Origin of the sequence: Amycolatopsis sp. WAC 04182 (genome assembly GCF_003947465.1) — a bacterium.
In the GTDB taxonomy this organism is placed as follows: domain Bacteria; phylum Actinomycetota; class Actinomycetes; order Mycobacteriales; family Pseudonocardiaceae; genus Amycolatopsis.
This window is the reverse complement of sequence record NZ_QHJJ01000008.1, coordinates 81,663-104,104: the sequence shown is the minus strand read 5'-3', so window position 1 is coordinate 104,104 and position 22,442 is coordinate 81,663. Positions and strand designations below refer to the sequence as shown.

General features: G+C 69.2%; 20 protein-coding genes. 10 read left to right on the top strand and 10 right to left on the bottom strand.

Annotated features, from left to right (window positions below):
• Positions 1–4 precede the first annotated feature (4 nt).
• Positions 5–1,522, bottom strand: coding sequence for a glycerol kinase GlpK (glpK, locus tag DMH01_RS35435; RefSeq protein ID WP_125682670.1), 1,518 nt, complete (start codon positions 1,520–1,522; stop codon positions 5–7).
• Between the two features lie 12 nt (positions 1,523–1,534).
• Positions 1,535–2,356 carry an MIP/aquaporin family protein gene (locus DMH01_RS35430; protein WP_125682669.1) on the bottom strand — a complete coding sequence of 274 codons (822 nt, stop codon included), beginning with the start codon at positions 2,354–2,356 and terminating at the stop codon, positions 1,535–1,537.
• 151 nt (positions 2,357–2,507) lie between these two features.
• Between DMH01_RS35430 and DMH01_RS35425 the strand changes: the two genes are divergently transcribed.
• The 3 genes from DMH01_RS35425 to DMH01_RS35415 all read left to right on the top strand — a co-directional run bounded on the left by DMH01_RS35425 (position 2,508) and on the right by DMH01_RS35415 (position 5,685).
• Complete coding sequence (locus tag DMH01_RS35425) at positions 2,508–3,275, top strand: IclR family transcriptional regulator (RefSeq protein WP_007033228.1); 768 nt, start codon at positions 2,508–2,510, stop codon at positions 3,273–3,275.
• 13 nt (positions 3,276–3,288) lie between these two features.
• A complete protein-coding gene (gene glpK / locus DMH01_RS35420; RefSeq protein ID WP_125682667.1) occupies positions 3,289–5,241 on the top strand; it encodes a glycerol kinase GlpK in 1,953 nt (650 codons plus the stop codon).
• Between the two features lie 174 nt (positions 5,242–5,415).
• Positions 5,416–5,685, top strand: coding sequence for a hypothetical protein (locus tag DMH01_RS35415; RefSeq protein WP_125682665.1), 270 nt, complete (start codon positions 5,416–5,418; stop codon positions 5,683–5,685).
• A gap of 103 nt (positions 5,686–5,788) precedes the next feature.
• Here the strand turns inward: DMH01_RS35415 and DMH01_RS35410 are convergent, their stop codons facing one another.
• Positions 5,789–6,415 (bottom strand): MerR family transcriptional regulator, encoded by a 627-nt coding sequence (locus DMH01_RS35410; RefSeq protein WP_125682663.1) that lies wholly within the window; start codon positions 6,413–6,415, stop codon positions 5,789–5,791.
• 325 nt (positions 6,416–6,740) lie between these two features.
• Between DMH01_RS35410 and DMH01_RS35405 the strand changes: the two genes are divergently transcribed.
• The 4 genes from DMH01_RS35405 to DMH01_RS35390 all read left to right on the top strand — a co-directional run bounded on the left by DMH01_RS35405 (position 6,741) and on the right by DMH01_RS35390 (position 9,750).
• Positions 6,741–7,604, top strand: coding sequence for an alkaline phosphatase family protein (locus DMH01_RS35405; RefSeq protein ID WP_125682661.1), 864 nt, complete (start codon positions 6,741–6,743; stop codon positions 7,602–7,604).
• Between the two features lie 84 nt (positions 7,605–7,688).
• A complete protein-coding gene (locus DMH01_RS35400) occupies positions 7,689–8,678 on the top strand; it encodes a hypothetical protein (RefSeq protein ID WP_125682659.1) in 990 nt (329 codons plus the stop codon).
• Positions 8,679–8,688: 10 nt separating this feature from the next.
• Positions 8,689–9,237: an isochorismatase family cysteine hydrolase gene (locus tag DMH01_RS35395; RefSeq protein ID WP_125682657.1), complete on the top strand. Its 549-nt coding sequence runs from the start codon at positions 8,689–8,691 to the stop codon at positions 9,235–9,237.
• A gap of 12 nt (positions 9,238–9,249) precedes the next feature.
• Entirely contained in the window at positions 9,250–9,750 is a 501-nt protein-coding gene (locus tag DMH01_RS35390; protein WP_125682655.1) for a VanZ family protein, read from the top strand.
• Here DMH01_RS35390 and DMH01_RS35385 read toward each other — a convergent pair.
• From DMH01_RS35385 to DMH01_RS35370, 4 genes are all read right to left on the bottom strand, one after another.
• Positions 9,714–11,405 (bottom strand): NAD(P)/FAD-dependent oxidoreductase, encoded by a 1,692-nt coding sequence (locus DMH01_RS35385; RefSeq protein ID WP_125682653.1) that lies wholly within the window; start codon positions 11,403–11,405, stop codon positions 9,714–9,716. The genes DMH01_RS35390 and DMH01_RS35385 overlap by 37 nt on opposite strands.
• The gene (locus DMH01_RS35380; protein WP_125682651.1) at positions 11,402–12,157 is read right to left on the bottom strand and encodes a carbon-nitrogen hydrolase family protein; all 756 of its coding nucleotides are present in this window, start codon (positions 12,155–12,157) and stop codon (positions 11,402–11,404) included. The genes DMH01_RS35385 and DMH01_RS35380 overlap by 4 nt, the downstream gene beginning before the upstream one ends.
• Before the next feature lie 118 nt (positions 12,158–12,275).
• Entirely contained in the window at positions 12,276–14,312 is a 2,037-nt protein-coding gene (locus DMH01_RS35375; protein ID WP_125682649.1) for an acyltransferase family protein, read from the bottom strand.
• Between the two features lie 303 nt (positions 14,313–14,615).
• The gene (locus DMH01_RS35370; protein WP_125682647.1) at positions 14,616–15,179 is read right to left on the bottom strand and encodes a DinB family protein; all 564 of its coding nucleotides are present in this window, start codon (positions 15,177–15,179) and stop codon (positions 14,616–14,618) included.
• Between the two features lie 92 nt (positions 15,180–15,271).
• On the opposite strand from DMH01_RS35370, the gene DMH01_RS35365 reads away from it, so the two are divergent.
• Positions 15,272–16,219 (top strand): YafY family protein, encoded by a 948-nt coding sequence (locus tag DMH01_RS35365; protein ID WP_125682646.1) that lies wholly within the window; start codon positions 15,272–15,274, stop codon positions 16,217–16,219.
• 130 nt (positions 16,220–16,349) lie between these two features.
• Here the strand turns inward: DMH01_RS35365 and DMH01_RS35360 are convergent, their stop codons facing one another.
• Entirely contained in the window at positions 16,350–18,167 is a 1,818-nt protein-coding gene (locus DMH01_RS35360; protein ID WP_125682644.1) for an NAD(P)/FAD-dependent oxidoreductase, read from the bottom strand.
• A gap of 158 nt (positions 18,168–18,325) precedes the next feature.
• On the opposite strand from DMH01_RS35360, the gene DMH01_RS35355 reads away from it, so the two are divergent.
• Entirely contained in the window at positions 18,326–19,528 is a 1,203-nt protein-coding gene (locus tag DMH01_RS35355; protein ID WP_125682642.1) for a GAF domain-containing protein, read from the top strand.
• A gap of 44 nt (positions 19,529–19,572) precedes the next feature.
• Positions 19,573–20,826 (top strand): sodium:proton antiporter, encoded by a 1,254-nt coding sequence (locus DMH01_RS35350; protein WP_233621789.1) that lies wholly within the window; start codon positions 19,573–19,575, stop codon positions 20,824–20,826.
• Positions 20,827–21,181: 355 nt separating this feature from the next.
• Here DMH01_RS35350 and DMH01_RS35345 read toward each other — a convergent pair whose 3' ends face one another.
• Positions 21,182–21,691 (bottom strand): SRPBCC family protein, encoded by a 510-nt coding sequence (locus DMH01_RS35345; RefSeq protein ID WP_125682638.1) that lies wholly within the window; start codon positions 21,689–21,691, stop codon positions 21,182–21,184.
• A gap of 96 nt (positions 21,692–21,787) precedes the next feature.
• Entirely contained in the window at positions 21,788–22,423 is a 636-nt protein-coding gene (locus DMH01_RS35340) for a DUF4230 domain-containing protein (RefSeq protein ID WP_125683317.1), read from the bottom strand.
• Between the last annotated feature and the right edge of the window lie 19 nt (positions 22,424–22,442).

The following is a 22,442-nucleotide window of genomic DNA, read 5'->3' as shown; positions in this document are numbered from 1 at the left end:
GGGCTCACTCGACCTCGACCCAGTCGAGCGTGCGGCCGACGGCCTTCTGCCAGCCCGCGTAGCCCTCGGCGCGCTGTTCTTCCGTCCACGACGGCTCCCAGCGCTTGTCCTCGTTCCAGTTCTGTTCCAGCTCGTCGGTGCTCTTCCAGAACCCGACGGCGAGCCCGGCCGCGTAGGCGGCACCGAGGGCGGTGGTCTCCGCGACGACCGGCTTCGACACCGGCACACCGAGGATGTCCGCCTGCAGCTGCATGCAGAGTTCGTTCGCGGTCACGCCACCGTCCACACGCACCACGTCGAGCGTGACGCCCGAGTCGTTCTGCATGGCCTCGACGACGTCGCGGGTCTGGTAGCAGATCGCTTCGAGGGTCGCCCGCGCCAGATGCGCGTTGGTGGTGGCCCTGGTGAGGCCGACGATCGCCCCGCGCGCGTCGGATCGCCAGTACGGCGCGAAAAGCCCGGAGAACGCGGGGACGAAGTAGACACCGCCGTTGTCCTCGACCTGGCGGGCGAGGCTCTCGCTCTGGGACGCGCCGCTGATGATGCCCAGCTGGTCGCGCAGCCACTGCACAGCGGAACCCGTGACGGCGATCGAGCCCTCCAGCGCGTACACCGGCTTCTCGTCGCCGAACTGGTAGGCCAGCGTCGTGAGCAGGCCGTGCTTCGACCGCACGACCTCGTGCCCGGTGTTGAGCAGCAGGAAGTTGCCGGTGCCGTAGGTGTTCTTGGCCTCGCCGGGGCGGAAGCAGACCTGGCCGACGGTCGCCGCCTGCTGGTCGCCGAGCACGCCGGTGATGGCGACCTCGCCGCCGAGCGGGCCGTCCGCGCGGGTGACGCCGAAGCGGCCGTTGTTCGAAGACGGCGCGATCGACGGCAGCATCTGCTTGGGGATGTCGAAGAACGACAGCAGTTCGTCGTCCCACTCCAGCGTTTCCAGGTCCATGAGCATGGTGCGCGACGCGTTGGTCGGGTCGGTCACGTGCACGCCGCCGTCGGGCCCGCCGGTGAGGTTCCAGATGAGCCAGGAATCGGTGGTGCCGAAGAGCGCGTCGCCCTTTTCGGCGTCTTCGCGGACGCCGTCGACGTTCTCCAGGATCCACTGCAGCTTGCCGCCGGAGAAGTAGGTGGCGGGCGGCAGTCCGGCCTTGCGGCGGATGACGTCGCCCTTGCCCTCGCGTTCGAGCGCCGAGGCGATCCGGTCGGTGCGGGTGTCCTGCCACACGATGGCGTTGCAGTACGGGCGCCCGGTCCGGCGGTTCCACACCACGGTGGTCTCACGCTGGTTGGTGATGCCGAGCGACGCGAGGTCGGCGGCGGTCAGCTTCGCCTTGTTGAGCGCGGTGGCGATGACCGAGCGGGTCCGCTCCCAGATCTCGGTCGCGTCGTGCTCGACCCAGCCCGGCTTCGGCAGGATCTGCTCGTGTTCGAGCTGGTGGCGGGCGATCTCGTTACCGCCGTGGTCGAAGATCATGAAGCGCGTGCTGGTGGTGCCCTGGTCGACGGCGCCGATGTAGTCAGGCATGGTGTCTCTCCTTCAGGAAACGCGCTCGATGTCCTTGGCGGGCAAGGCTTCCGGTGCCGGGTCGGCGGGCAGGTAACGCTCGATGAAGAACTTGTAGATCGCACCGCCGATGACCGCGCCGACGATCGGCGCGACGATGGGGATCCACCAGTACGGATAGCCGTATTGATCGGTGAACGCGGTGTCGTACCCGGTGAGCCAGGACATCAGTCGCGGGCCGAAGTCGCGGGCCGGGTTGATCGCGTAGCCGGCGTTGGTGCCCCAGGCCATGCCGATCGCGACCACGAGGAAGCCGACGACGACCGGGGCGAGGTTCGCGGCGGGCGCGGTGTTGCGGAGGTCGGTGATGGCGAAGATCACCAGTGCCAGGATCGCGGTCCCGATGATCTGGTCGCGGAACGCGCCCCAGTCACCCACCGGCAGGGTTCCGTTACCCGGAAGGGTGGAGAAGACACCCTGGGTCTTGATCGTCAGGCCGGGGTCGGCGGCGTTGAGCACCTCGGTGTAGTTCCAGCGCACCAGCAGCGCGCCCAGGAACGCGCCGGCGGTCTGCGCCAGGGCGTACGGGGCGACCTTGCGCCACGAGAAGCCCTTGAACACCGCGAGCGCCACGGTGACAGCGGGGTTCAGATGCGCGCCGCTGATCCGTGAAGCCACGTAGATACCGAGCGTGACACCGATACCCCACGCCCACGCGATGCTGTCGTGGTCCCCGATGCCCGCGGCGACGACTTGAGCCACCACCCCGCAGCCGAACAGGATGAGGATCATCGTCCCGACGAACTCCGCCGCCAGTTCGCCCGCCAGTCCGCGAGCTTTGAGGTTTCGCACCATTGCTTCCTCCACAAAGGACACCGTTGCCCTGTTGAGGCCGAAGTTAAGTTCGCGGAAACCCGGGGTCAACGGACACCGGTCGGCATTGTCGAACGCCCGAAGACGATGTTCGACATTGTCGAATCAGGGCCGGTCGGGCTACGGTTGTGCCGTGCCCGGTCCGATCCAGTCCATCGAGCGCGCCGCCGCGATCCTGCGGTTGCTGGCGCGCGGTTCCGGCCGTCTCGGGGTCGGCGAGATCGCCGATTCCCTCGAGCTCGCCAAGGGAACGGCGCACGGGATCCTGCGCACCCTGCAAGGGGTCGGCTTTGTCGAACAAGACCGCGACACCGGGAAATACCAACTGGGCGCGGCGCTCCTGCACCTCGGCACGAGCTACCTCGACGTCAACGAACTCCGGTCCCGCGCGATCAACTGGGCCGACGCCCTGGCCGCGCGCAGCGGCGAGGCCGTCCGGATCGGCGCGCCGCTGGAAGGCCGGGTTCTGGTGGTACACCACGTTTTCCGCCCCGACGACAGCCTGCAGACCCTCGACGTCGGCACGCTCCTGCCGTTGCACGCGACGGCGCTCGGAAAAGTACTTCTGGCCTACGACACCGGTCTCGTGGCATCGTTGCGCACCGGCGAGCCGGAGGCCTACACCCGCCGGACCCTGGTCACCCAGACCGCGATCAAACGCGCCTGCGGCAAGGTGCGCGAAGCGGGCTGGGCGAGCGAGAACGGCGAGATGATCACCGGCGAGGCCGGGATCGCGGCGCCGATCCGCGGCCACGGCGGCATCGTGGTCGGCGCGATCGGGGTGTCCGGCGCGACGGAACGGATCTGTGAAGCCGACGGCAGCCCGATCCCGCGGCTGCTCGGCCACGTGCGCGACGCGGCACGGGCGGTCTCCCGCGATCTCGGCGCGTCCCGATGGTGATGGAGGTGCTCGCGTGGTCCAGCGCTACGTGATGTCGATCGACCAGGGCACCACCTCGACGCGGTGCATCCTGTTCGACGCGCGCGGCAGGCTGGTGTCGGTCGCGCAGCGCGAACACCAGCAGCACTTCCCCCGGCCAGGCTGGGTCGAGCACGACGCGACGGAGATCTGGCGCAACGTCGGCCGGATCGTGCCGCAGGCGCTGGCCGACGCCGGCGTCGAACCGGCGCAGGTGGCCGGCCTCGGCATCGCGAACCAGCGCGAGACGACGGTGCTGTGGGACCGGCACACCGGCAACCCCGTCGGCCGCGCGATCGTCTGGCAGGACACCCGCACCGACGCGATGCTCGAACAACTCGCCCGCGAGCCGGGCGCGGACCGCGTACGACGCCTGTGCGGGCTGCCGCTGGCCACGTACTTCTCCGCACCGCGGATCCGGTGGATGCTGGAAAGGTCCCCTGGCCTGCGGGAACGCGCCGAACGTGGCGACGTGCTGTTCGGAACGGTCGAGAGCTGGCTGATCTGGAACCTGACCGGCGGGCCCGACGGCGGCGTGCACGTCACCGACGTCACCAACGCCTCGCGCACCATGTTGATGAACCTGCGGACGCTGTCGTGGGACGACGAACTGCTGGAGTTCTTCGACGTCCCGCGCGCGATGCTGCCGCGGATCCGGCCGTCGACCGAGGTGTACGGGACGACGTCACGGGTGGTCCCGGGGATCCGGATCGCGGCGGCGCTCGGCGACCAGCAGGCGGCGTTGTTCGGCCAGACCTGCTTCGCGCCCGGCGAGGCGAAGTGCACGTACGGCACGGGCAGCTTCCTGCTGCTCAACACCGGTCCGACGCCCGTGCTTTCGACCCACGGCATGCTGACCACCGTCGGGTTCAAGATCGGCGACGAGCCCGCCGTGTACGCCCTCGAAGGGTCGATCGCCGTCACCGGATCGCTGGTGCAGTGGTTCCGCGACGGGCTCGAACTGATCGGCAGCGCGCCCGAGATCGAGACGCTCGCGCGGACGGTCGAGGACAACGGCGGCTGCTACATCGTGCCCGCCTTCTCAGGTCTGTTCGCGCCGCACTGGCACAGCGAGGCGCGTGGTGTGATCGCCGGGCTGACCTCGTACATCACCAAGGGACACCTGGCCAGGGCCGTGCTGGAGGCGACGGGCTGGCAGACCCGTGAGGTCGTCGACGCGATGAACGCCGATTCGGGGCTCGCGCTGTCGACGCTCAAGGTGGACGGCGGGATGACCGCCGACAACCTGCTGATGCAGTTCGTCGCCGACGTCCTCGACGTGCCGGTGGTGCGTCCGATGGTCGCCGAGACGGTTTCCCTGGGCGCGGCGTACGCGGCCGGATTGTCGGTCGGGTACTGGCCGGATCTGGAGGGTCTGCGGCGGAACTGGCACCGCGCCGGACAGTGGCTGCCGACGATGGACCCGGCCCGCCGCGACAGCGAATACTCGCACTGGCGCCAGGCCGTGGAACTGACGTTCGGCTGGATGCGCCCGGGTCCGACGGCCGCTCCCCCGGGCTCCGACCTGGTCGAGGTCGTCCTGGCCGATCACCGCCGGATCGAACAGTTGTTCCGTGACCTCCGCAACGACGAGGCCGACCGTCCGGCACTGATCGCGGAACTCTCGGCGGCACTGGTCGCCCATGCGACCGCGACCGAACGCATCGTCCGTCCCGATGCGACGGAGAGCGGGCTCGCGGACGAACTGCTGGCCGTACTGGAAGCCGCCGACCCCGAGAAGGCCTTGGTGGCGCTGGAGAATTCGGTGGACGCCCATATCCGCGCGGAGGAACGCGGGTTGCTGAACGACCTCCGGCGCACACTGTCCACTTCGGACCGCACCGGCCTCGGCCGGGCGTTCGTGGCCGAACGGCAGCGGCAGCTGGACCTCGACTGCGGCTCCGCCGCGCACGTCCGCGAACAAGGGGCCCGGCTGCGGCTCTCGTGACGTGCTAGCCTGTCGCCGTGCGCCGCTGGACTCGACTCCGCTTTACCCGACTCGTAGTCAAGCGCGCCGGCTGAACCAGGTCGCCGGCGCGCATTCCGGCGACCCCTCGATACGGGGCATCTCCCGGGACCTGGCCCTCCATGGCCTGCACGTTTCCCGCCTTTGGAGTCCACGATGTCCACAGTTTCGTTCCAGATCCCCGCACCTCGTTCGTCCATGCTGGTCCGCCGCCGGATCGCGACCTACTTCGTCGGCGGCGTCGAGCAGATCCCCGGCCTGGTCGAGGCGCTCGGCTGCCTGGTCCACGACCTGTCCGTCGACGTCCGCGACGGAGTCCGCGAAAGCACCATGACCTGCGCCGTCCTGATCGACGCCGACGAGGTCGAGCCGCTGCTGGAGCGGCTGCGCGGGCTGTCCTCGGTCGTCTCCTCGGAACCGGTCTGACCGTCGGGCGCGTAACTCGCGTGATTGAACGCGTATCTCACGAGTTACGCCTCCAATCACGCGAGTTGCGTCTCCAATCACGCGAGACCCGCGCTGCACGGTGTCACCGCCGACCTGGCTCCCCGTCTGCGAAAGTGACTTCGGCCGCGTTCTCCACGGTCGTTCTGAAAGCGCTTACCAGGAGCTCGGCGAAACAGGCCGAGAGAGCGCCCGACACACCACCGGTCTGGGCTTTGAGCGCGGCCAGTTGCTCGCCCGCCAGCGGCGCGACCCGGTCCATGAACTGCCCGAGGAACCGCAGGACGGCGGCGGGCGGCACCCCGGCTCCGGCGAGTTCCGCCACCGCGCGCGAAACCGACGGGCGCACGACGGACGGCGCTCCCGTGTCGTCCCGTCCGAGCACGCCGTGCCGCTCCAGGCAGCGGACGACGGCGGGCTGGTCACGGGCGATGTCGGCCATCGCCGCGTCCAGCCGCTCGGCGCCGTCCACTGTGGTCGTTCCGAGCATCGCGGCGATGGACACCAGGTTGAAGCCCTGTTTCTGCAGCATCGTGATCCGCCGCAGACGCCGCAGGTGGGCCGGGCCGTAGTAGGCGGACCTGCCGTGCCGCACCGGCGGGGCGAGCAGGCCCCTGGTCTGGTGGGCCCGGATATTGCGCGCCGACATGCCGACGATCGTGGAGAGTTCTTCGATCGTGTATCCGGCCGGTCTCGGCGAAAAGGGCTTCACACCGACCAGCTTAACCAATGGTCGGATGGGTACACCATGAAGCCGGTGCAATGGCACCACCACTGTCAACCGGCTGAATCAACTGGTAGCCATAAGTTGATCGGTTCGCACAGCCGGTTTACCTGATTTCCTGCCAAGTAATGCCGGTTTTGGGGCGTTCCACGCCTTTCGATTGCTCCAGTCAGGCGATCTTGATGGGCCACGGACCCCCTTGCCGTTTAAATGCACCTGAGACATCCGATGTCTCGACTCTGTCGACACCTGCGGAGCGCCGCTGAACCCGACGGTCGGTCGTCAAAGTTTCAACCTTTTCCCAGGAGGTCTCATGTTCTGGAAACGGATCGCGGTCGCGGCCGTGGCCGCGACCGGTCTGGCCACGGCGCTGGTGGTGTCCCATCAGGACAGTCCCGCCGCCGCGGTGGAACCGGCCACGGCGGGCGTGCCCGCGTTCGACCACATCGTCCTCGTGATGTTCGAAAACAAGGACTACAAGGAGATCAGCGGCAGCTCGAAGGCACCGTACTTCAACCAGCTCGCCTCGCAGGGGGCCAAGTTCACGAAGGCGTACGGGACAACGCACCCGAGCCAGCCGAACTACATCGCCCAGTTCGCGGGCTCGACGCACGGGGTCGACAGCAACAAATGCCAGGATCTCGGGAACAAGGAGAACATCGCTTCCCAGCTGGCGGGGATCGGCAAGAAGTTCGTCGGCTACGCGGAGAGCATGCCTTCGGACGGCTACACCGGCTGCACGAAGGGAAAATACGCCCGTAAGCACAACAGCTGGGTCAGCTTCGGCAATGTCCCGTCGTCGGCGAACAAAAGGTTCTCGTCGTTCCCGACCGACTTCACCAAGCTGCCGCACGTCGCTTTCGTGACCCCGGACCTGTGCAGCGACATGCACGACTGTTCCGTCGACACCGGTGACAAATGGCTGAAGAAGAACCTCGACGCCTACGCGCAGTGGGCCAAGACGCACAACAGCCTGCTGATCGTCAATTTCGACGAGGACAGCGGGACATCCGTGAACCAGATCTTCACCACGTTCGTCGGTGCCCAGGTGAAGCCGGGCAGCTACGGCGAAGCGATCAACCATTACTCGATCCTCCGCACGATCGAGGCGGCGTTCGGCCTGCCGGGCATCGCCAACGCGGCGAACAAGCCGCCGATCACCAGCGTGTGGCAGTGACCGGGTGAACTCCGCGGGCGTGTCCACTGTGGACGCGCCCGCGGGCCGTCTTCGTTCTTCGGATCCCCGCAGGAAGGCACGACCGTGAATACCCGCACCCGCGTCCTGATCGCCCTCGCCGGAACACTCACCCTGGCCGCGGCCGCCGTGATCTACGTCGGGGCGGCGGGCGCGCGCAACCAGGGCACCGCGTCCGCGGGCACCAGCGACGCCGTCACCCTCGAAGGCCCGCGGTTGCTGTTCCGCAGCACCGCCGACGCCGACCGCGGGCACGTGTCCAGTGTCAGCGCGGCCGACCCCGGCGGGACGCGTGCGGTGTCGACCCTGTCGTGCAGCCGGGTCCACGCGGCCGGCGGCACCGGGATCTGCCTGCGGCCGGAAGCCGGGCTGACCACCTATCAGCTGGCCGTACTCGACCGCCGTCTCGCGGTGACGCAGGAGATCCCGCTGGTCGGGGTGCCCAACCGGGCGCGGGTCTCGGCGGACGGGAAGCGGCTGGCTTGGACGGTGTTCGTCACCGGCGACTCCTACAACGGCGGCCGGTTCTCCACCCGCGCCGGCACCCTCGATCTCGCCACCGGCGACGTCGAGGGCACGCTCGAGGACTTCGCCGTGACCGTGGACGGCAAGCCGTACAAGGCGGCCGACGTCAACTTCTGGGGCGTCACCTTCACCCGGCAGCCGAACCGGTTCTACGCCACCATGTCGACCGGTTCCCACCGGTACCTCGTCGAAGGCGACTCGGCGGCCCGGACCGTGCAGACGCTGCGGGACAACGTCGAGTGCCCGTCCCTCTCCCCCGACGAGACCCGCGTCGCCTACAAGGCCGCCATCGACGGCGATCCCGCGAAGGGCTGGCGGATCTCGGTACTCGACCTCGCGAGCGGCACGGTGACCGCGCTGGCCGAGACCCGGAGCGTCGACGACCAGCCCGCCTGGCTCGACGGCCGCACCGTCGGCTACGCCCTCCCCCGCACGCAAGGACACTCCGACGTCTGGGCCGTTCCCGCCGACGGCGCCGGAACGCCGCGGCTGCTCATCCCGGAGGCCGAGTCGCCCGCCGCGCTGCCCTAGGCTGCCGCGTATGAGGGCCGCGCTGCTGATCGTCGACATGCAGGAAATGCTCGTTCCCCTGGTCTGGCGCGGCGAGGAACTGGCGACCCGGATCGCCGGGCTCGCCCGGCAAGCCCGCGAGAACGGCGTTCCGGTGATCGCGCTGCGGCAGATCGGCGCCCCCGGCACGGACTTCGATCCCGCGTCGCCGGGCACCCGGGTCAGTGCGCTGCTCGGTCTCGAACCGATCGACGTGGTGGTCGACAAGACGGCGACCGACTCCTTCTACCGCACCGGACTGGCCGGGCTCCTGGCCGACCGGGGCGTCGACACCGTGGTGCTGACCGGGCTGGCCACCGACTACTGCGTCGACGCGACCGCCCGGGCCGCGCAGAGCCACGGGCTGGACGTGGTGCTGGTCGCCGACGGCCACGCGCCTTCCGCCGACGGAGACCCCACCACCGGCCTGACGGCCGAACAGGTCATCGCCCGGCACAACCTGCTTCTGAGCACGGCGATCCACCCCGGCGGACGGGTGCGCGTGGTGCCGTCGGCGGAGGTCGGGTTCACCGGCTCGTAGGATCGGCCCGCCATGATCACGAACTTCCTGCTCGACCACTCCGCCCTCGTGCCGGTGGCGATCCTGCTGGTCGCGCTCGTCTGCGCCGGCCTGGGCCGCCTGTTCGCGGGCAGGCGGCGGATCCTGTGGGCACTCGCCGCGGTGTCCCTGCTCCCGGTCTTCGCCCTGACCTTGGTGCCGACCGCGCACACGATCGACGAGGTCGTCTGCACGGCCCAGTTCTTCTTGCCCACGCTCGGCTCGGTGGAACTCCTGGCCAACATCGCGCTGTTCCTGCCCCCGGTGTACTTCGCCGCGCTGGCGTCCCGCCGGCCGGTGACGATGCTCGCCGCGGGTTCGGCCCTGTCCGCCGCGATCGAGGCGTTGCAGGCGTTCGTCCCCGCCATCGGCCGCGCCTGCGACACCAGCGACTGGCTGATGAACACCATCGGCGCCCTCATCGCGGCGGGCATGGCGTGGTTGGTGGACCGCCGCGCTCAGTCGGGCAGTTCGACGGGCGCGATCTCGTCGTAGACGTCACCCGGTCCGGGGTTCGCCGGGTCCGTCTGGCCACCGAAGTGGTGCAGGACGCCCCACACCGCGTTGAGCGCGGTCTGGACGGCGCCTTCGGCCCAGCCCGCCGTCCACGAGACGTCGTCGCCCGCCAGAAAGAGACCGCGGTGGCGCTCCTCCAGCCGGTCCTGCTTGAAGTGGGTGAACAGCCGGTGCTGGTAGCGGTAGTGGCCGGGCAGGTTGGCCTTGAACGCGCCCATGAAATGCGGTTCGGCCTCCCAGGACACGGTCACCGGGTCACCGATGATGTGCCGCCGGACGTCGACGCCCGGGTAGATCTCCTTCAGCGACTGCAACATCACCTCGACCCGCTCGGACACCGAGAGCGGCAGCCACTTCAGCGAATCGTCGGCCCAGGTGTAGGACAGGCAGATCACCGCGGGCGCGTCCGGATCGTCGCCGAGCAGGTACGTGCCGCGCGGCATGCGGTCGGTCAGTGTCATGCTCATCGTGTCGCGGCCGGTCTCCGGGTCCTTGTCCAGCCAGAACGGCCGGTCGACCGGGACGAAGACCTTCGAGGACTCCATGTAGTGCGTGCGCTCGATCGCCGTCCAGTGGTCGATCGGGAACAGCGCCTCGTCGCAGGCGATCTTCGACAGCAGCATCCAGCTCTGCGCGGTGAACACCGCCGCCGGATAGGTGCGGATGCGGCCCTCGGTGTCGGTCACCGTGATGTTGTTCGGCGCGGTGCGGTGCAGCCTGGCGACGCCGGGGTTCGGGCTTCCGCCGTGGAGCGAGCTCAAACTCGTTCCCGCGGGCCAGAAAGCGATGTCCTCGGGCGCGTGGTCCCACAACCGCAACGGAAGCTGCCTGCTGCCGCCGACGATGTTGCGGTGCTCGTCGTCGGCGCCGGTGTAGACCACCCGCAGGATCTCCAGGATCGAGTTCGGGAAGTCGGTGTCCCAGCCGCCGGTCCCGAAGCCGACCTGTCCGAAGATCTCGCGGTCGCGGAACGAGGCGAACGCGGGAGAGTCGCAGAGGAAGCCGTAGAACGTCTGGTTGTCCAGGCGCGGCACGAGTTCGTTCCACAGCCGCTTGATCGTCTTCACGTCGCGTTCGCGGATCGCCTTCTGCATCTCGGCGAACGCGGCCTGCTCGGACAGCGTGCTGTCCCAGGCGGCCGCGACCTTGCCGAAGACGGCGGGAAGTTCGTCCGCCGTGCGCGCGTAGTGGCTCTCCCCCTTGAGGTCGACGACGGTGCTCGGCGTTCCCTCCGCGAGCGGGTTCGGGAACGGTGTCGTCTGGAGGCCGACCTTGTCGATGTAGTGGAAGAGCGCGGTCGACGACGGCGGGAAGCGCATCGCGCCCATCTCCGCGACGACGTCGTCCGGGCAGCCGGGGAAGTTCACCGTGCGCAGGCGGCCGCCGATCTCGGCGATCTCGTACACGACCGGGCGCAGGCCGAGTTTCATCAGCTCGTACGCGGTGACGATGCCGGAGAGGCCGCCGCCGATCACCGCCACCTCGGTGCCGTGGCGTTCTGCGGGGAGCGAGCCGAGCCCGGCGGGGTGGGCGAGGAAATCGTCGTAGGCGAACGGGAAGTCGGGGCCGAACATGGTGATCGGGCGGCCGGCCGGTTCGTCGTGGTGGACCGCGGTCGGGAGGGCGGAGGTCATGCGGAAAGTCCTCGGTACAGATCGGGCCGTCGATCGGCCAGGTGGGTGTTCTCCAGACGCGACGCGGCGAGCGCGTCACGGGTGACTTCGGCGCTGATCAGCTCCGGACCGGCGCCGGCGCGGGCGAGCACTTCGCCGGTCGGGGCGACGACGCAGGAGCGGCCGCAGTAGGTCAGTTCCCGTTCGGTGTCGCAACGATTCGCGTAGGCGACGAACAGCTGGCTCTCGTAGGCGCGGGCGGGCACCAGCGTGTCGGCGACCAGTTCGTACGGGCTCATCAGCGCGGTCGGCACCACGAGCAGTTCGGTCCCCGCCAGCGCGTGCGCGCGCACCAGTTCGGGGAACTCGACGTCGTAGCAGATCAGCAAGCCGATCCGGAGACCGTCGAGCTCGGCCTGCACGACCGCCTCGGTGCCCGGTTCGAACCAGTCACGGTCGATGTCTCCGAACAGATGTGTCTTGCGGTAGTTCGCCAGACGCTGTCCGCCGGGGCCGATCAGCTGGACGCTGTTGTACACGCGGCCGTCGGCGGACTCGGGGTACCCGTAAGCCAGTGCGGCACCGGTTTCCCTTGCCAGCGCGGATATCCGGGCCGCTGTCGGACCGTCGCCCGGTTCGGCGAGCTCGTGGGAACGGGCGCCGATGTGGTAGCCGGTGGTGATCATCTCGGCGGCGATCACGAGATCGGCGCCCGACGCCGCGACGGCGGACGGCAGCTCGGCGTACGAGCCCTGATGGACGGCGACCTTCATGCCGACGACGATATCCGCCGTTTCGGTGCACCGATAAGGGCTGATCGTTGCACAAAGTATTGACCGACTGTCGAATCAGTGCAGTATCGCGCAATTCACCGGCGATTTGTTGTCTGGATCACCCGCCCGCCGGCGGTTCCTCCGCGTGATCGTCCGCCCAGCCGAGCGCCTCGGTGATCGCCTTCTCCGCGATGGCCGACATCGTCGACATGTAGGTACCGCTGACGTGGTTGTCGTCGAGGTAGACGAGCACGTTGCCGATCACCGGCGGGCAGACGTCGGCCGTGCAGAAGTAGTCGCTGAAGTCGACGAACCGCACGTTCGGCGGCAGATCCGGCAAGGCCTCGTACGGCGGCTCCGCCGCATAGAGGTCGTAGCGCGGCGTGGCGCACTCGGGCGCGTTCACGCCACGGCTCTCGACACACGCCGACGGCGACTGGCCGAAGCGCGGGTTGTCCCGCACCGCCAGCACCGGGATGCCCGCCTCGTCGACCTTGCGCCACTGCGCGACGTAGCCGGCGGGAACCCGTTCCTCGACGCCGATCTTCACGTCCCTGGTGCCGATCGTCATCACCGCGTCGGGGCGGGTGGTGACGATCTCGTCCACCACAGCGGTGTTCCAGTCGATGCAGGACTGGTCCCCCGGCACCGTGTCCGAGTCGGTGGAGAACGGGCAGCCGCCGCGGAGGATCGACGTGACCTCCCAGTTCTTCTTTTCGGCGATCGGGAGGAGGGCGCCGAGGAACTGCCCGGCGTGGGAGTCGCCGGTGACGACGATCCGGCGAGTGGGATGTCCGGAGGTCTGCGAGGTGCAGACCTCGAGATCGGCGTTGCGCGGCGAAGTGCCGCAGCGGGCGGGATCGATCCCCGCCCAGTCTTCGGACACCGCGACGAACGACGGGACGAGCGCGGCGTCGGAGGCACCCCAGTAGGTGAATCCTTCGGTGTGCGCCAGCGCGCCGGGATGGTCGGGATCGTCGACCGCGATCGAGTAGCTGTCCGCCTGGCTCACGCTCACCCACTGCCAGGCGCCGGCCGCGGCGAGCACGGCCGCGAGCGTCACGACGCCGAATCGGTAAGCGCCCCAACGGGTCACGGTCCCGATCGCGGACACGCGGACCGGTTTTTCGACCAGGTGGTGGGTGAGCACGGCGAGGACGAAGGCCAGCGCGATGATCACCGCGCCGCCGCGCAGGCCCACCTCCTCACGGTCACGGGCGACGAGGTAGAACACCAGGACCGGCCAGTGCCAGAGGTAGAGCGCGTAGCTCAGGTCGCCCAGGTACTTCAGCGGGCGGCTGGACAGGAAACGATCCGCGCCGCCGGTGAACGCGGTGTCGCCCGCGAGGATCACCAGCGCGGCGGAAAGGGTCGGCCAGAGCGCGAGGTACCCGGGAAAGACCGTGCCGACCTGGAGCACCAGGCCGCAGGAAACGAGCCCGGCGACCCCGGCCCAGCCGAACACGACCCGCGCCGGCCGGGGCACCGAAACCCGGTCGAGCACCAGCGCGAGCAAGCCGCCGAGCGCGAACTCCCACACCCGCGTCAGCGAATCGAAGTACGCCAGCGGCTGATCGACCGCGGTCAACCACACCGAGTACGCCAGCGAGGCCGCGAACACCGTGCCGAGTACGCCGAGGAGCATCGGCCGGACGTTGCGGCGTGCTCGCCTGGCGACCAGCAGCACCAGGCCGACCAGCAACGGCCAGACCACGTAGAACTGCCCCTGGATCGACAGCGACCAGAAATGCTGGACCACACTGGCCGAGTCGTGCTGCGCGAAGTAGTCGGTGGAATCCGCCGCCAGCTGCCAGTTCTCCAGGTACAGCGCGGAGGCGACGACCTCCTTGATCGTCTGGAACCAGCGGTTCTGCGGCAGCAGCACCATGCTCGCCGCGACGACCAGCAGCAGCACGGTGAGCGCGGCAGGGAACAGCCGCTTGATCATCCGGCCCCACATCGGCCGGTACTCGATCCTCCCGCGCACCGCGGCGCGGTAGAGCTGGCCGGTGACGAGGAACCCGGAGATCAGGAAGAACGCGTCGACGCCGCCGGAGATCCGGCCGAGCCACACGTGATAGACGACCACCAGAACGCACGCGAGTGCCCGTAGTCCCTGGATTTCCGGGCGAAACCGCCGTTCCGTCTCCCGCACACAACCACCACCAAGATCACCGGTCGCCGACGGGCGGGGACCCTACGGCAGGAAGCTGTGAGCGAGCTATGCCCCCTCGTGCGCGGTGGGCGGTCACCTTGGGGCTGGGCGGCGAAGGCGGCAGGTTGCGAAAGCCACTTTCGCAACCCTCAACGATGCGAAAGTGGCTTTCGCAACGTCGGTGGGCGGGTAGCGCAAGCGCCCTGCCTCCGGGCTGCAGCGAAGGCGCGGGGTGTCGCGAAAGCCACTTTCGGGACGTGTGATGTCCCGAAAGTGGCTTTCGCGACACGATCGCACGAACGGTCAGGTCGACTTCTGGCCGTCGATGCTCTCCCGCAGGATGTCGGCGTGGCCGGCGTGCTGCGCGGTCTCGGCGATGACGTGCGTCAGCACGCGGCGCACGCTCCGCACCGCGCCCGGCGGGTTCCAGGGCGCCTCCGGCAGCGGGTGCGTCGCGGAAAGGTCCGGAATCGACGAGACGATCTCCTTCGTCCGCGCGGCCACCTGTTCGTAGCGCGCGAGGATCCCCGCGAGCGTGTCGCCGGGCAGCATCCTGAAGTTGTTCTGGTGGTCGATCGCCCACTGCGGGAACTCGCGGGCGGTCCCGGCGCCGAGGTCGGCCCAGGTGACGCCTTCCGGCAGGTCGTAGGTCATCGCGGACGGGCCTTCGACCGCGAAGCGCAGCCACAGCTCCTCGATCGAGGCGACGTGTTTGATCAGGCCGCCGAGGCTCAGTTCGCTGACCGTCGGATGCGCGTCGAGTTGCTCGTCCGTGAGCCCCTGGACGGTGGTGGTCAGTGCGGCGCGGACGGTGTCGAGGGCTTCGAGCAGGTCGGCGCGCTCGGCGTCGAGGATGGTGGCGGTCATCGGGCCCTCCGGGTTGTCGTTTTCTGGCACACGACGACTCTCTCAGGGGTAGAGGACAGGTTGTGGCCGCTACTCGGGGCATCATGGAAAACATGCCGAAGACCTCCGCGCGCCTGCTGTCGATGCTGTCGTTGCTGCAGGCCCGCCGCGACTGGCCGGGAGCGCTGCTGGCCGAGCGACTGGACATCAGCCCGCGCACCGTACGGCGCGACGTCGACAGGCTGCGCGAGCTCGGCTACCCCATCGCGACCATCAAGGGACCCGACGGCGGGTACCGGCTCGACGCCGGGTCCGAACTGCCGCCGCTGTTGTTCGACGACGACCAGGCGGTCGCACTGGCCGTCGCGCTCCAGATCGCCACCACCAGTGGCGCGGGGATCGAGGAAGCGGCGATGCGCGCGCTGCACACCGTCCGGCAGGTGATGCCGTCCCGGCTGCGGCGCCGGATCGACACCCTGCGGGTCACCGCCGTCGAATCCCCCGCGAGCCGGTCGGAACCCCGCGTCGACGGCGACGTCCTGCTCGCGCTCGGCGCGGCCGTGCACGCCCGCGAGATCCTGCGGTTCGACTACGCGGACGCGCCGCGCCGGGCGGAACCGCACCACCTCGTCACCTGGCACGGCCGCTGGTATCTCGTCGCCTGGGACATCGATCGCGCGGACTGGCGCACCTTCCGGGCCGACCGGATCTCCCCGCGCACCCCGGCCGGCCCACGGTTCACGCCCCGTGAACTGCCGGCCCCCGATGTCGCCACCTTCGTCGCGAGCCGCTTCCGTGGTGCGTCCGAGTCCGGCGAATGGCCGTGCCGCGGGGAGGTCATCCTCGACCTTCCCGCGGACACGGTGTCCCACTACGTCCGCGACGGTGTCGTGGAAGAACTCGGGCCGGATCGGTGCCGCCTGACGCTGGGATCGTGGTCGTGGGCCGGACTCGCGGCGAGTATCGGCCGGTTCGACGCCGACATCGAGGTCGTCGGGCCTCCCGAACTCCAGGAGGCCTTCGCCGTCCTGGCCCGCCGTTACGCGAAGGCGGCCCGCTGAACATGGATACGACGCCGGGAACCGCCCAGGGTCTGGGGGCGGTTCCCGGCGTCGTCGACCGCCCAAGGTCCGGAGGCGGCGCCCTCCGGTACCGGACCGCCCGGGATCCGGTACCGAAGCCTCTAGGCGTTCACGACCTGTGGTGCACCTCCTGGAGGCCGTACACCGGCGTCGGGATGCCCTCGTAACGCGCTTTCAGTTGCAGCGCCAGGTAAAGCGAGTAGTGGCGCGACTGGTGCAGGTTCCCGCCGTGGAACCACAGGCCTTCCTTTCGCGTGGGCTTCCACATGTTGCGCTGCTCCCCCTCCCACGGGCCGGGGTCCTTCGTGGTCCCGGAGCCGAGGCCCCAGCATTTGCCGACCAGGTCCGCGGTCTCCTGCCCGACCAGATCGGCGACCCACCCGTTCATCGAGCCGTAGCCGGTGGCGTAGACGACGAGATCCGCCTTCAGTTCCGTGCCGTCGGACAGCACCACCGCGTCCCGGGTCAGGTGGTCGACCTGTCCGTGGGCCAGCTTGATCTTCCCGTCGGCGACCAGTTCCGACGCGCCGACGTCGATGTAGTAGCCCGAACCTCGGCGCAGGTACTTCAGGAACAGGCCGGATCCGTCGTCGCCCCAGTCGTGCTGGAACCCGGCCGCTTCCAGCCGCGCGTAGAAGTCCTTGTCCCGCTCACGGATCGCGTCGTACACCGGGATCTGGAACTGCGGCATGATCCGGTACGGGATCGACGCGAAGATCATGTCCGCCTTGTCGGTGGTGATCCCCGACCGCACCGCGCGTTCCGAGTACAGGTCACTGAGTCCCAGCTCCATCAACGAATCCGACTTCACCACGTGGGTGGAGGACCGCTGCACCATGGTGACGTCGGCGCCGTGTTCCCACAGTGCCGCGCAGATGTCGTGCGCGGAGTTGTTGGACCCGACCACGACGGCCTTCTTGCCCGCGTAGGAATCCGGGCCGGGGTGCTGCGACGAGTGGTGCTGATCGCCCTCGAACACGTCCATCCCGGGGAACGACGGGAGATTCGGCTTGCCCGACATCCCGGTCGCGAACACGACGTGCCGTGGCGTGAGCACCAGTTCCTCACCCTCGCGGACCACGGTCACCAGCCACTGCTGCTTTTCCTCGTCCCAGGACGCCGAAGTGACCTCGGTGCTGGTCCAGTACGGCACTTCCATGAGCCGCGTGTACATCTCGAGCCAGTCGGCGATCTTGTCCTTGGGCGCGAACACCGGCCAGTTGTCCGGGAACGGCAGGTAGGGCAGGTGGTCGTACCAGACCGGGTCGTGCAGGCAGAGGTTCTTGTACCGCTTGCGCCACGAATCGCCAGGCCGTTCGTTGCGTTCCAGGACCAACGTCGGCACGTCGAGCTGCCGCAGCCTGGCGCCGAGCGCGATCCCGCCCTGCCCACCACCGATGACGACGACGTACGGCTGCTGCTCGTAGCCGAGCCGGGTCTGTTCCTCCTCGCGCTTCTCGGCCCAGGACTTCCGGCCGCGTACGACGCCGTGCTCGACCCCCTTCGGCCGCTGCTCATTGCGACGTTCCTCGAAACCCTTGAGCTCGCGCAGACTCGTCAGCAGCGTCCAGGCGCCTTCGTCCTTCAGCCTCAAGTGCCCCTTCGCGCGTCCGGTCGCGGTTTCGAACTCGAGCCACGCTTCGGTCACACCATCGGCTTCGGTCGGCGTCTCGGTCGTCCGGAACCCGGACGGGTCGATCCGGTCGAGGCACGCGCCGAGCATGCCGGCCACCTCGTCACGCCCTTCGACCGTCTTGATCGTCCAGGTGAAGGCGACCAGGTCACGCCAGTAACTGTCGACGGCGAAAAGCGCGGCGGCGGCTTCGACATCGCGGGCGGCGAGGGCCGATTCGAACCGGCTCAGCCAGGCGTCCACCCGAGCCTGCGGCGAGCCCGTCGCCTCGATCCGGTCCACCGTCTGTGTCATGGCCACTCCTGAACGTCGGCGTTCGGCTGTTACCCCGATCACACGCCTCAGGCGGGTACCGGGGCAAAGGTTGCAGCGTGTTGCACCTCCGGCGCCTTGGCGCGCCTCGGCGGGCGGTCCTATGCTGGTCAGTCGACGCGATGGTGCGGAGGTGGCCTGTGAGCTTGCACAGCTCGGTCCCGCCCGGCGCCGACCTGCCGATGCACGCCCGGGACCTGATCCGCATGCACGAAGCCGTGATCGGCGGCGGCCGTCCGCGGGTCCGGCCGCGCCCGCTGGTGTCGCGGTCGTGGTCACGGATGCTGAGCCTCGGGCTCGCCGCCGACGGGGTGAACACCCGGGATTCGGTGCCGCTCGACGAGGTCACCCGCCGTCGCCGCGCCTCCCCGCTGCGGCTGGTGGTGGAGGACCTCGGCCAAGTGGTCGGCGCGACGGCCGACACCGCGAACATGCTGCTGGTGGTGACCGACGCCGACGGCATCATCCTCTGGCGGGTGGGATCGCCCGCCGTGCGGCGCCGGGCCGACACCCTGGGCTTCACCGAAGGCGCCGTCTGGACCGAGACCAGGGTCGGCACCAACGCGATCGGCACCGCGCTCGCCGAGGCCGCGCCCGTGGAACTGCTCGCGGGGGAACACTTCGAACAGGGCCAGCATCCCTGGTACTGCACCGCCTCTCCGGTGCACGATCCGCGCACCGGCGAACTGCTCGGCGTGATCGACGTCAGCGGTCCCGCGCTGACGCTGCACCCGGCGATCGGCGCGTTGGTGGAGACCGGGCGGCGCCTGGTCGAATCCGAACTCTGGCGGCACCACCAGCAGGGTCTCGACCGGTTGCGCCGGACCGCCGAACCGGTGGTGACCGGCGTGGGCGGCCCGGTGCTGCTGGTGGACGACGACGGCTGGGTGGCCCACTCCGCCGGGGTCGCCTCCGGCGCGCGGATCGCCGCGCCCGCGGAAGGCCAGATCCTCGCCGTGCCGGGACTCGGCGCCTGCCTGCCCGAACGGCTGGCCGAAGGCTGGCTCGTCCGCCCCGCCGACACCGCGCGCCGCGTCCGGCTGGATCTCGAACTCGGCCACGCGCCGATGCTGCGGATGGCGTCGGGCGACGTCGGCTGGGTCCGTACCGTGACGCCCCGCCACGCGGAGATCCTGGTGCACCTCAACACGGCGGGCACGGCCGGGCTTTCGGCCGAGGCGCTCAGCCGGGCACTCTACGGCGACGCCGAACACCTCGTCACCGTCCGCGCCGAGGTCTCCCGCCTGCGACGGCTGCTCGGAGCCATTGTGGACACGCGGCCGTACCGGCTGGCCGCGGGCGTCACCCTGACAGTCCACAGAGGACTTGAAGTGGGCGGCTGAAGCCCGCCCGGTTGCCGGACGAGCGGCCTGGGTACTCCGCGCGAATGGAGATCTTGCTCGCCGGGGCAGGCGTTCTGGCGCTGTGTGCCGCCGTGCTGCCGAACCTGTTGCACGAACGCGCGCTTTCGATGCCGTTGGTCCTCTTGGTGGGCGGGCTCGTTTTCGGACTGCTCCCCTTCGGACATCCCTATGGTCAGGGTGTGCTCGACCCGCGGTCGCACGTCGGCGCCGTCGAAGTGATCACCGAACTCGGCGTGCTGGTGTCGCTGGTCGGCGCGGGGCTGAAATCCGACCGGCTCTTCGGCTGGCGGTCGTGGAACTCGACCTGGCGGCTGCTGGCGATCACCCTGCCGCTGTCGGTCTGCGCGGTCGCCCTGCTCGGCTGGTGGGCGCTAGTCCTCTCCCCCGCCGCCGCGCTGCTGCTGGGAGCCGTGCTGTCGCCGACCGACCCGGTGCTGGCGAGCGACGTCCAGGTGCCCGCGCCGCATACCGACGACGGCCGGGGTTCGGACAACGAGATCAGGTTCACGCTGACCTCGGAAGCCGGGCTGAACGACGGCCTGGCGATGCCGTTCGTGCTGCTGGCCCTCGTGCTGGCCGGAACGGCGAGCCCGTCGCCCGTGCCCTGGCTGCTGACCGAGGTGGTCGTCCCGCTCGCGGTCGCCGTGCTGGTCGGTTTCGCCTGTGGCCGGTTGCTGTCCTGGCTGATGTTCCGGGTGCGGCACGAAAGGCTGCGCCTTGGCGAATACTCCGACGGCCTGGTGGTGCTGGCCATCGCGTTCCTCCCCTTCGCGCTCTGCGAAGCGCTGGGCGGCATCGGCTTCGTCGCGGTGTTCACCGCGGCCGCGACGATCCGCGCCAGCGAGCGCTCGCACGAGTACCACGGAGTGCTGCACGAATTCGGCGATCAGCTGGAACGGCTCTTCGTGGCGCTGGCCTTGCTCGGTCTCGGCGTCGCGCTGGGCGACGGGCTACTGGACGGGCTGAGACTCGTCGAAGTCCTGGTGGCGGTGGCGGCCGTGGGCATCGTCCGCCCGTTGTTCGGCGGCCTGGCCCTGCTCGGCGGAGCCACCACCCGTCCGGCGGCGACGGCGATCGCGTTCTTCGGTATCCGCGGGATCGGCAGTCTCTACTACCTTTCCTACGCGCTGGGGCACGGCGACTTCCCGATGGCCGACTCGCTGTGGCGGGTGACGGCGCTGACGATCGCGGTTTCGGTGCTCGTGCACGGACTGCTGTCCGGCCCGGTGATGCGCAAACTGGAGAACCGGGGAATGCAGAACTTCGAGGGTGGGTGACAGAAGGTCTCGCCGGGCGGGCCAGGCTGGCGCACCGGTACCGACTGGCTCCCGGCCGCTGTTGATCCCGGGTCCGGCAGTACATGAAGGCCCCCTTCCTTGCGCCTGGCGCAAGGAAGGGGGCCTTCATGTACTCAGGTGAGCAAGAAACCCGGTACCGAGTGGGTCGGGCCTCGTGACCGATCGGACGACACGCGTGATTGGACGGACGACACGACCTCGACCGGGGCTCCGCCGCGAGTCGTCCGCACGATCACGCGTGTCGTCCGTCCAAGCACGCGAAACCGCCATCCGTGCACTCGCAGTAGGTACTCAAGACCCGGTTACCCCTAACCTCATCACCACTCACGCTCCGTCAGCGGTGCCATTCCCGGCCCTCGAGCCGGGCCTTCACCCGCTCCAAGGTGGCGGCGATGTTGGCCCGGTTGGTCCCGGCTCGATCCGGCTCGCCGGTGATGAGGATGGCGATCGGGATGAACCACCGCGGCACCCGCAGCCAGTTCTTGACGACGAGACGGGTGCCCTCGCCGTCGGGGGCGATTTCGTACTCCCACCGGGAAATCGGCACGAAGAACGGCGTGCGCACCCGGTAGGCGAACCGATGGGCGGGCTCGGCCTCGACGATCTCGGCGTGGGTCACCCAGCGCCGCCATCCGTTGCGGTTGCTGCCGGCGAACCAGTTCCCGACGCGTGCCTCGGTCGCGCCGCGGATCCACCGTGCCTTGCGGAGTTCTTCGGTGCACTCAGACATCGCGACCGGGTCGCTGACGAGCCGGTACACCTGCTCGGGTGCGGTGTCGATCGTGACCTCCCCGGTCGCGATCGGTTCGCTGTAGGTCAGGCTGTCCCTCGGCTTCGTCACCATCGCGCCTCCCAGTCGACTTCGCCAGCCCACCAGCAGGAGCCCACCTGGTCAAGACCGGCGGGGTGAGCTCCGCACGGACGCGGAATCCTCAAGGGGTCAGGTGGCCGGTTCCGCCGCGAAGGTGACTTGGAAGCCCAGCCCCCGCAGCAGCTGCGTGAGCATCGCCTTGGTGTTGTTCTTGGCGCGCTCGAGCAGGCCGGAGTGTTGCGCGGCCTCACCGATGCGTTTCTCCGCGGCGAGGTAGAACGGCCGCTGGTCCTGCACGGAAACCAGCGCGCCGAGCCGATCGATCAGGCCGCGCTCCTGGCCGAAGACGTAGCTGCGTTCGTTGTCCAGATTGGGTTTCGCCAGCTTCGGCTCGGGCAGCCGGACCTCGACCGATCGCCGGTCTTCGGACACGGTCAGCGAATTCTCCACCAATGGCCCGAAGTCGACGTACGCGTCGACAGAGCCCACCGCGACGAACAGGGTGCGTTCCCCGGCGATGCTCGCGGGCACCCACTGGACGTCCTTCTCGATGTCGACCACGACCTGGTAGTCACCGACCGCGGCGTGATACTGGCTCAGGTCACGGACCGCCTGGAGCACTGCGGGCTGCGAGCGGTCCACAGTGGACGTTCCGAACGGATCGAGCTTCGGCAGCAGCCCGGTGATCTGCAGCGCCGCCGCGACGATCAGGAGCCCGGCCAGGCCGAACGCCCCGAGACGTACCCAGCGTTTCTTCACGCCCACCACCGCCTCTCCAGCGCGT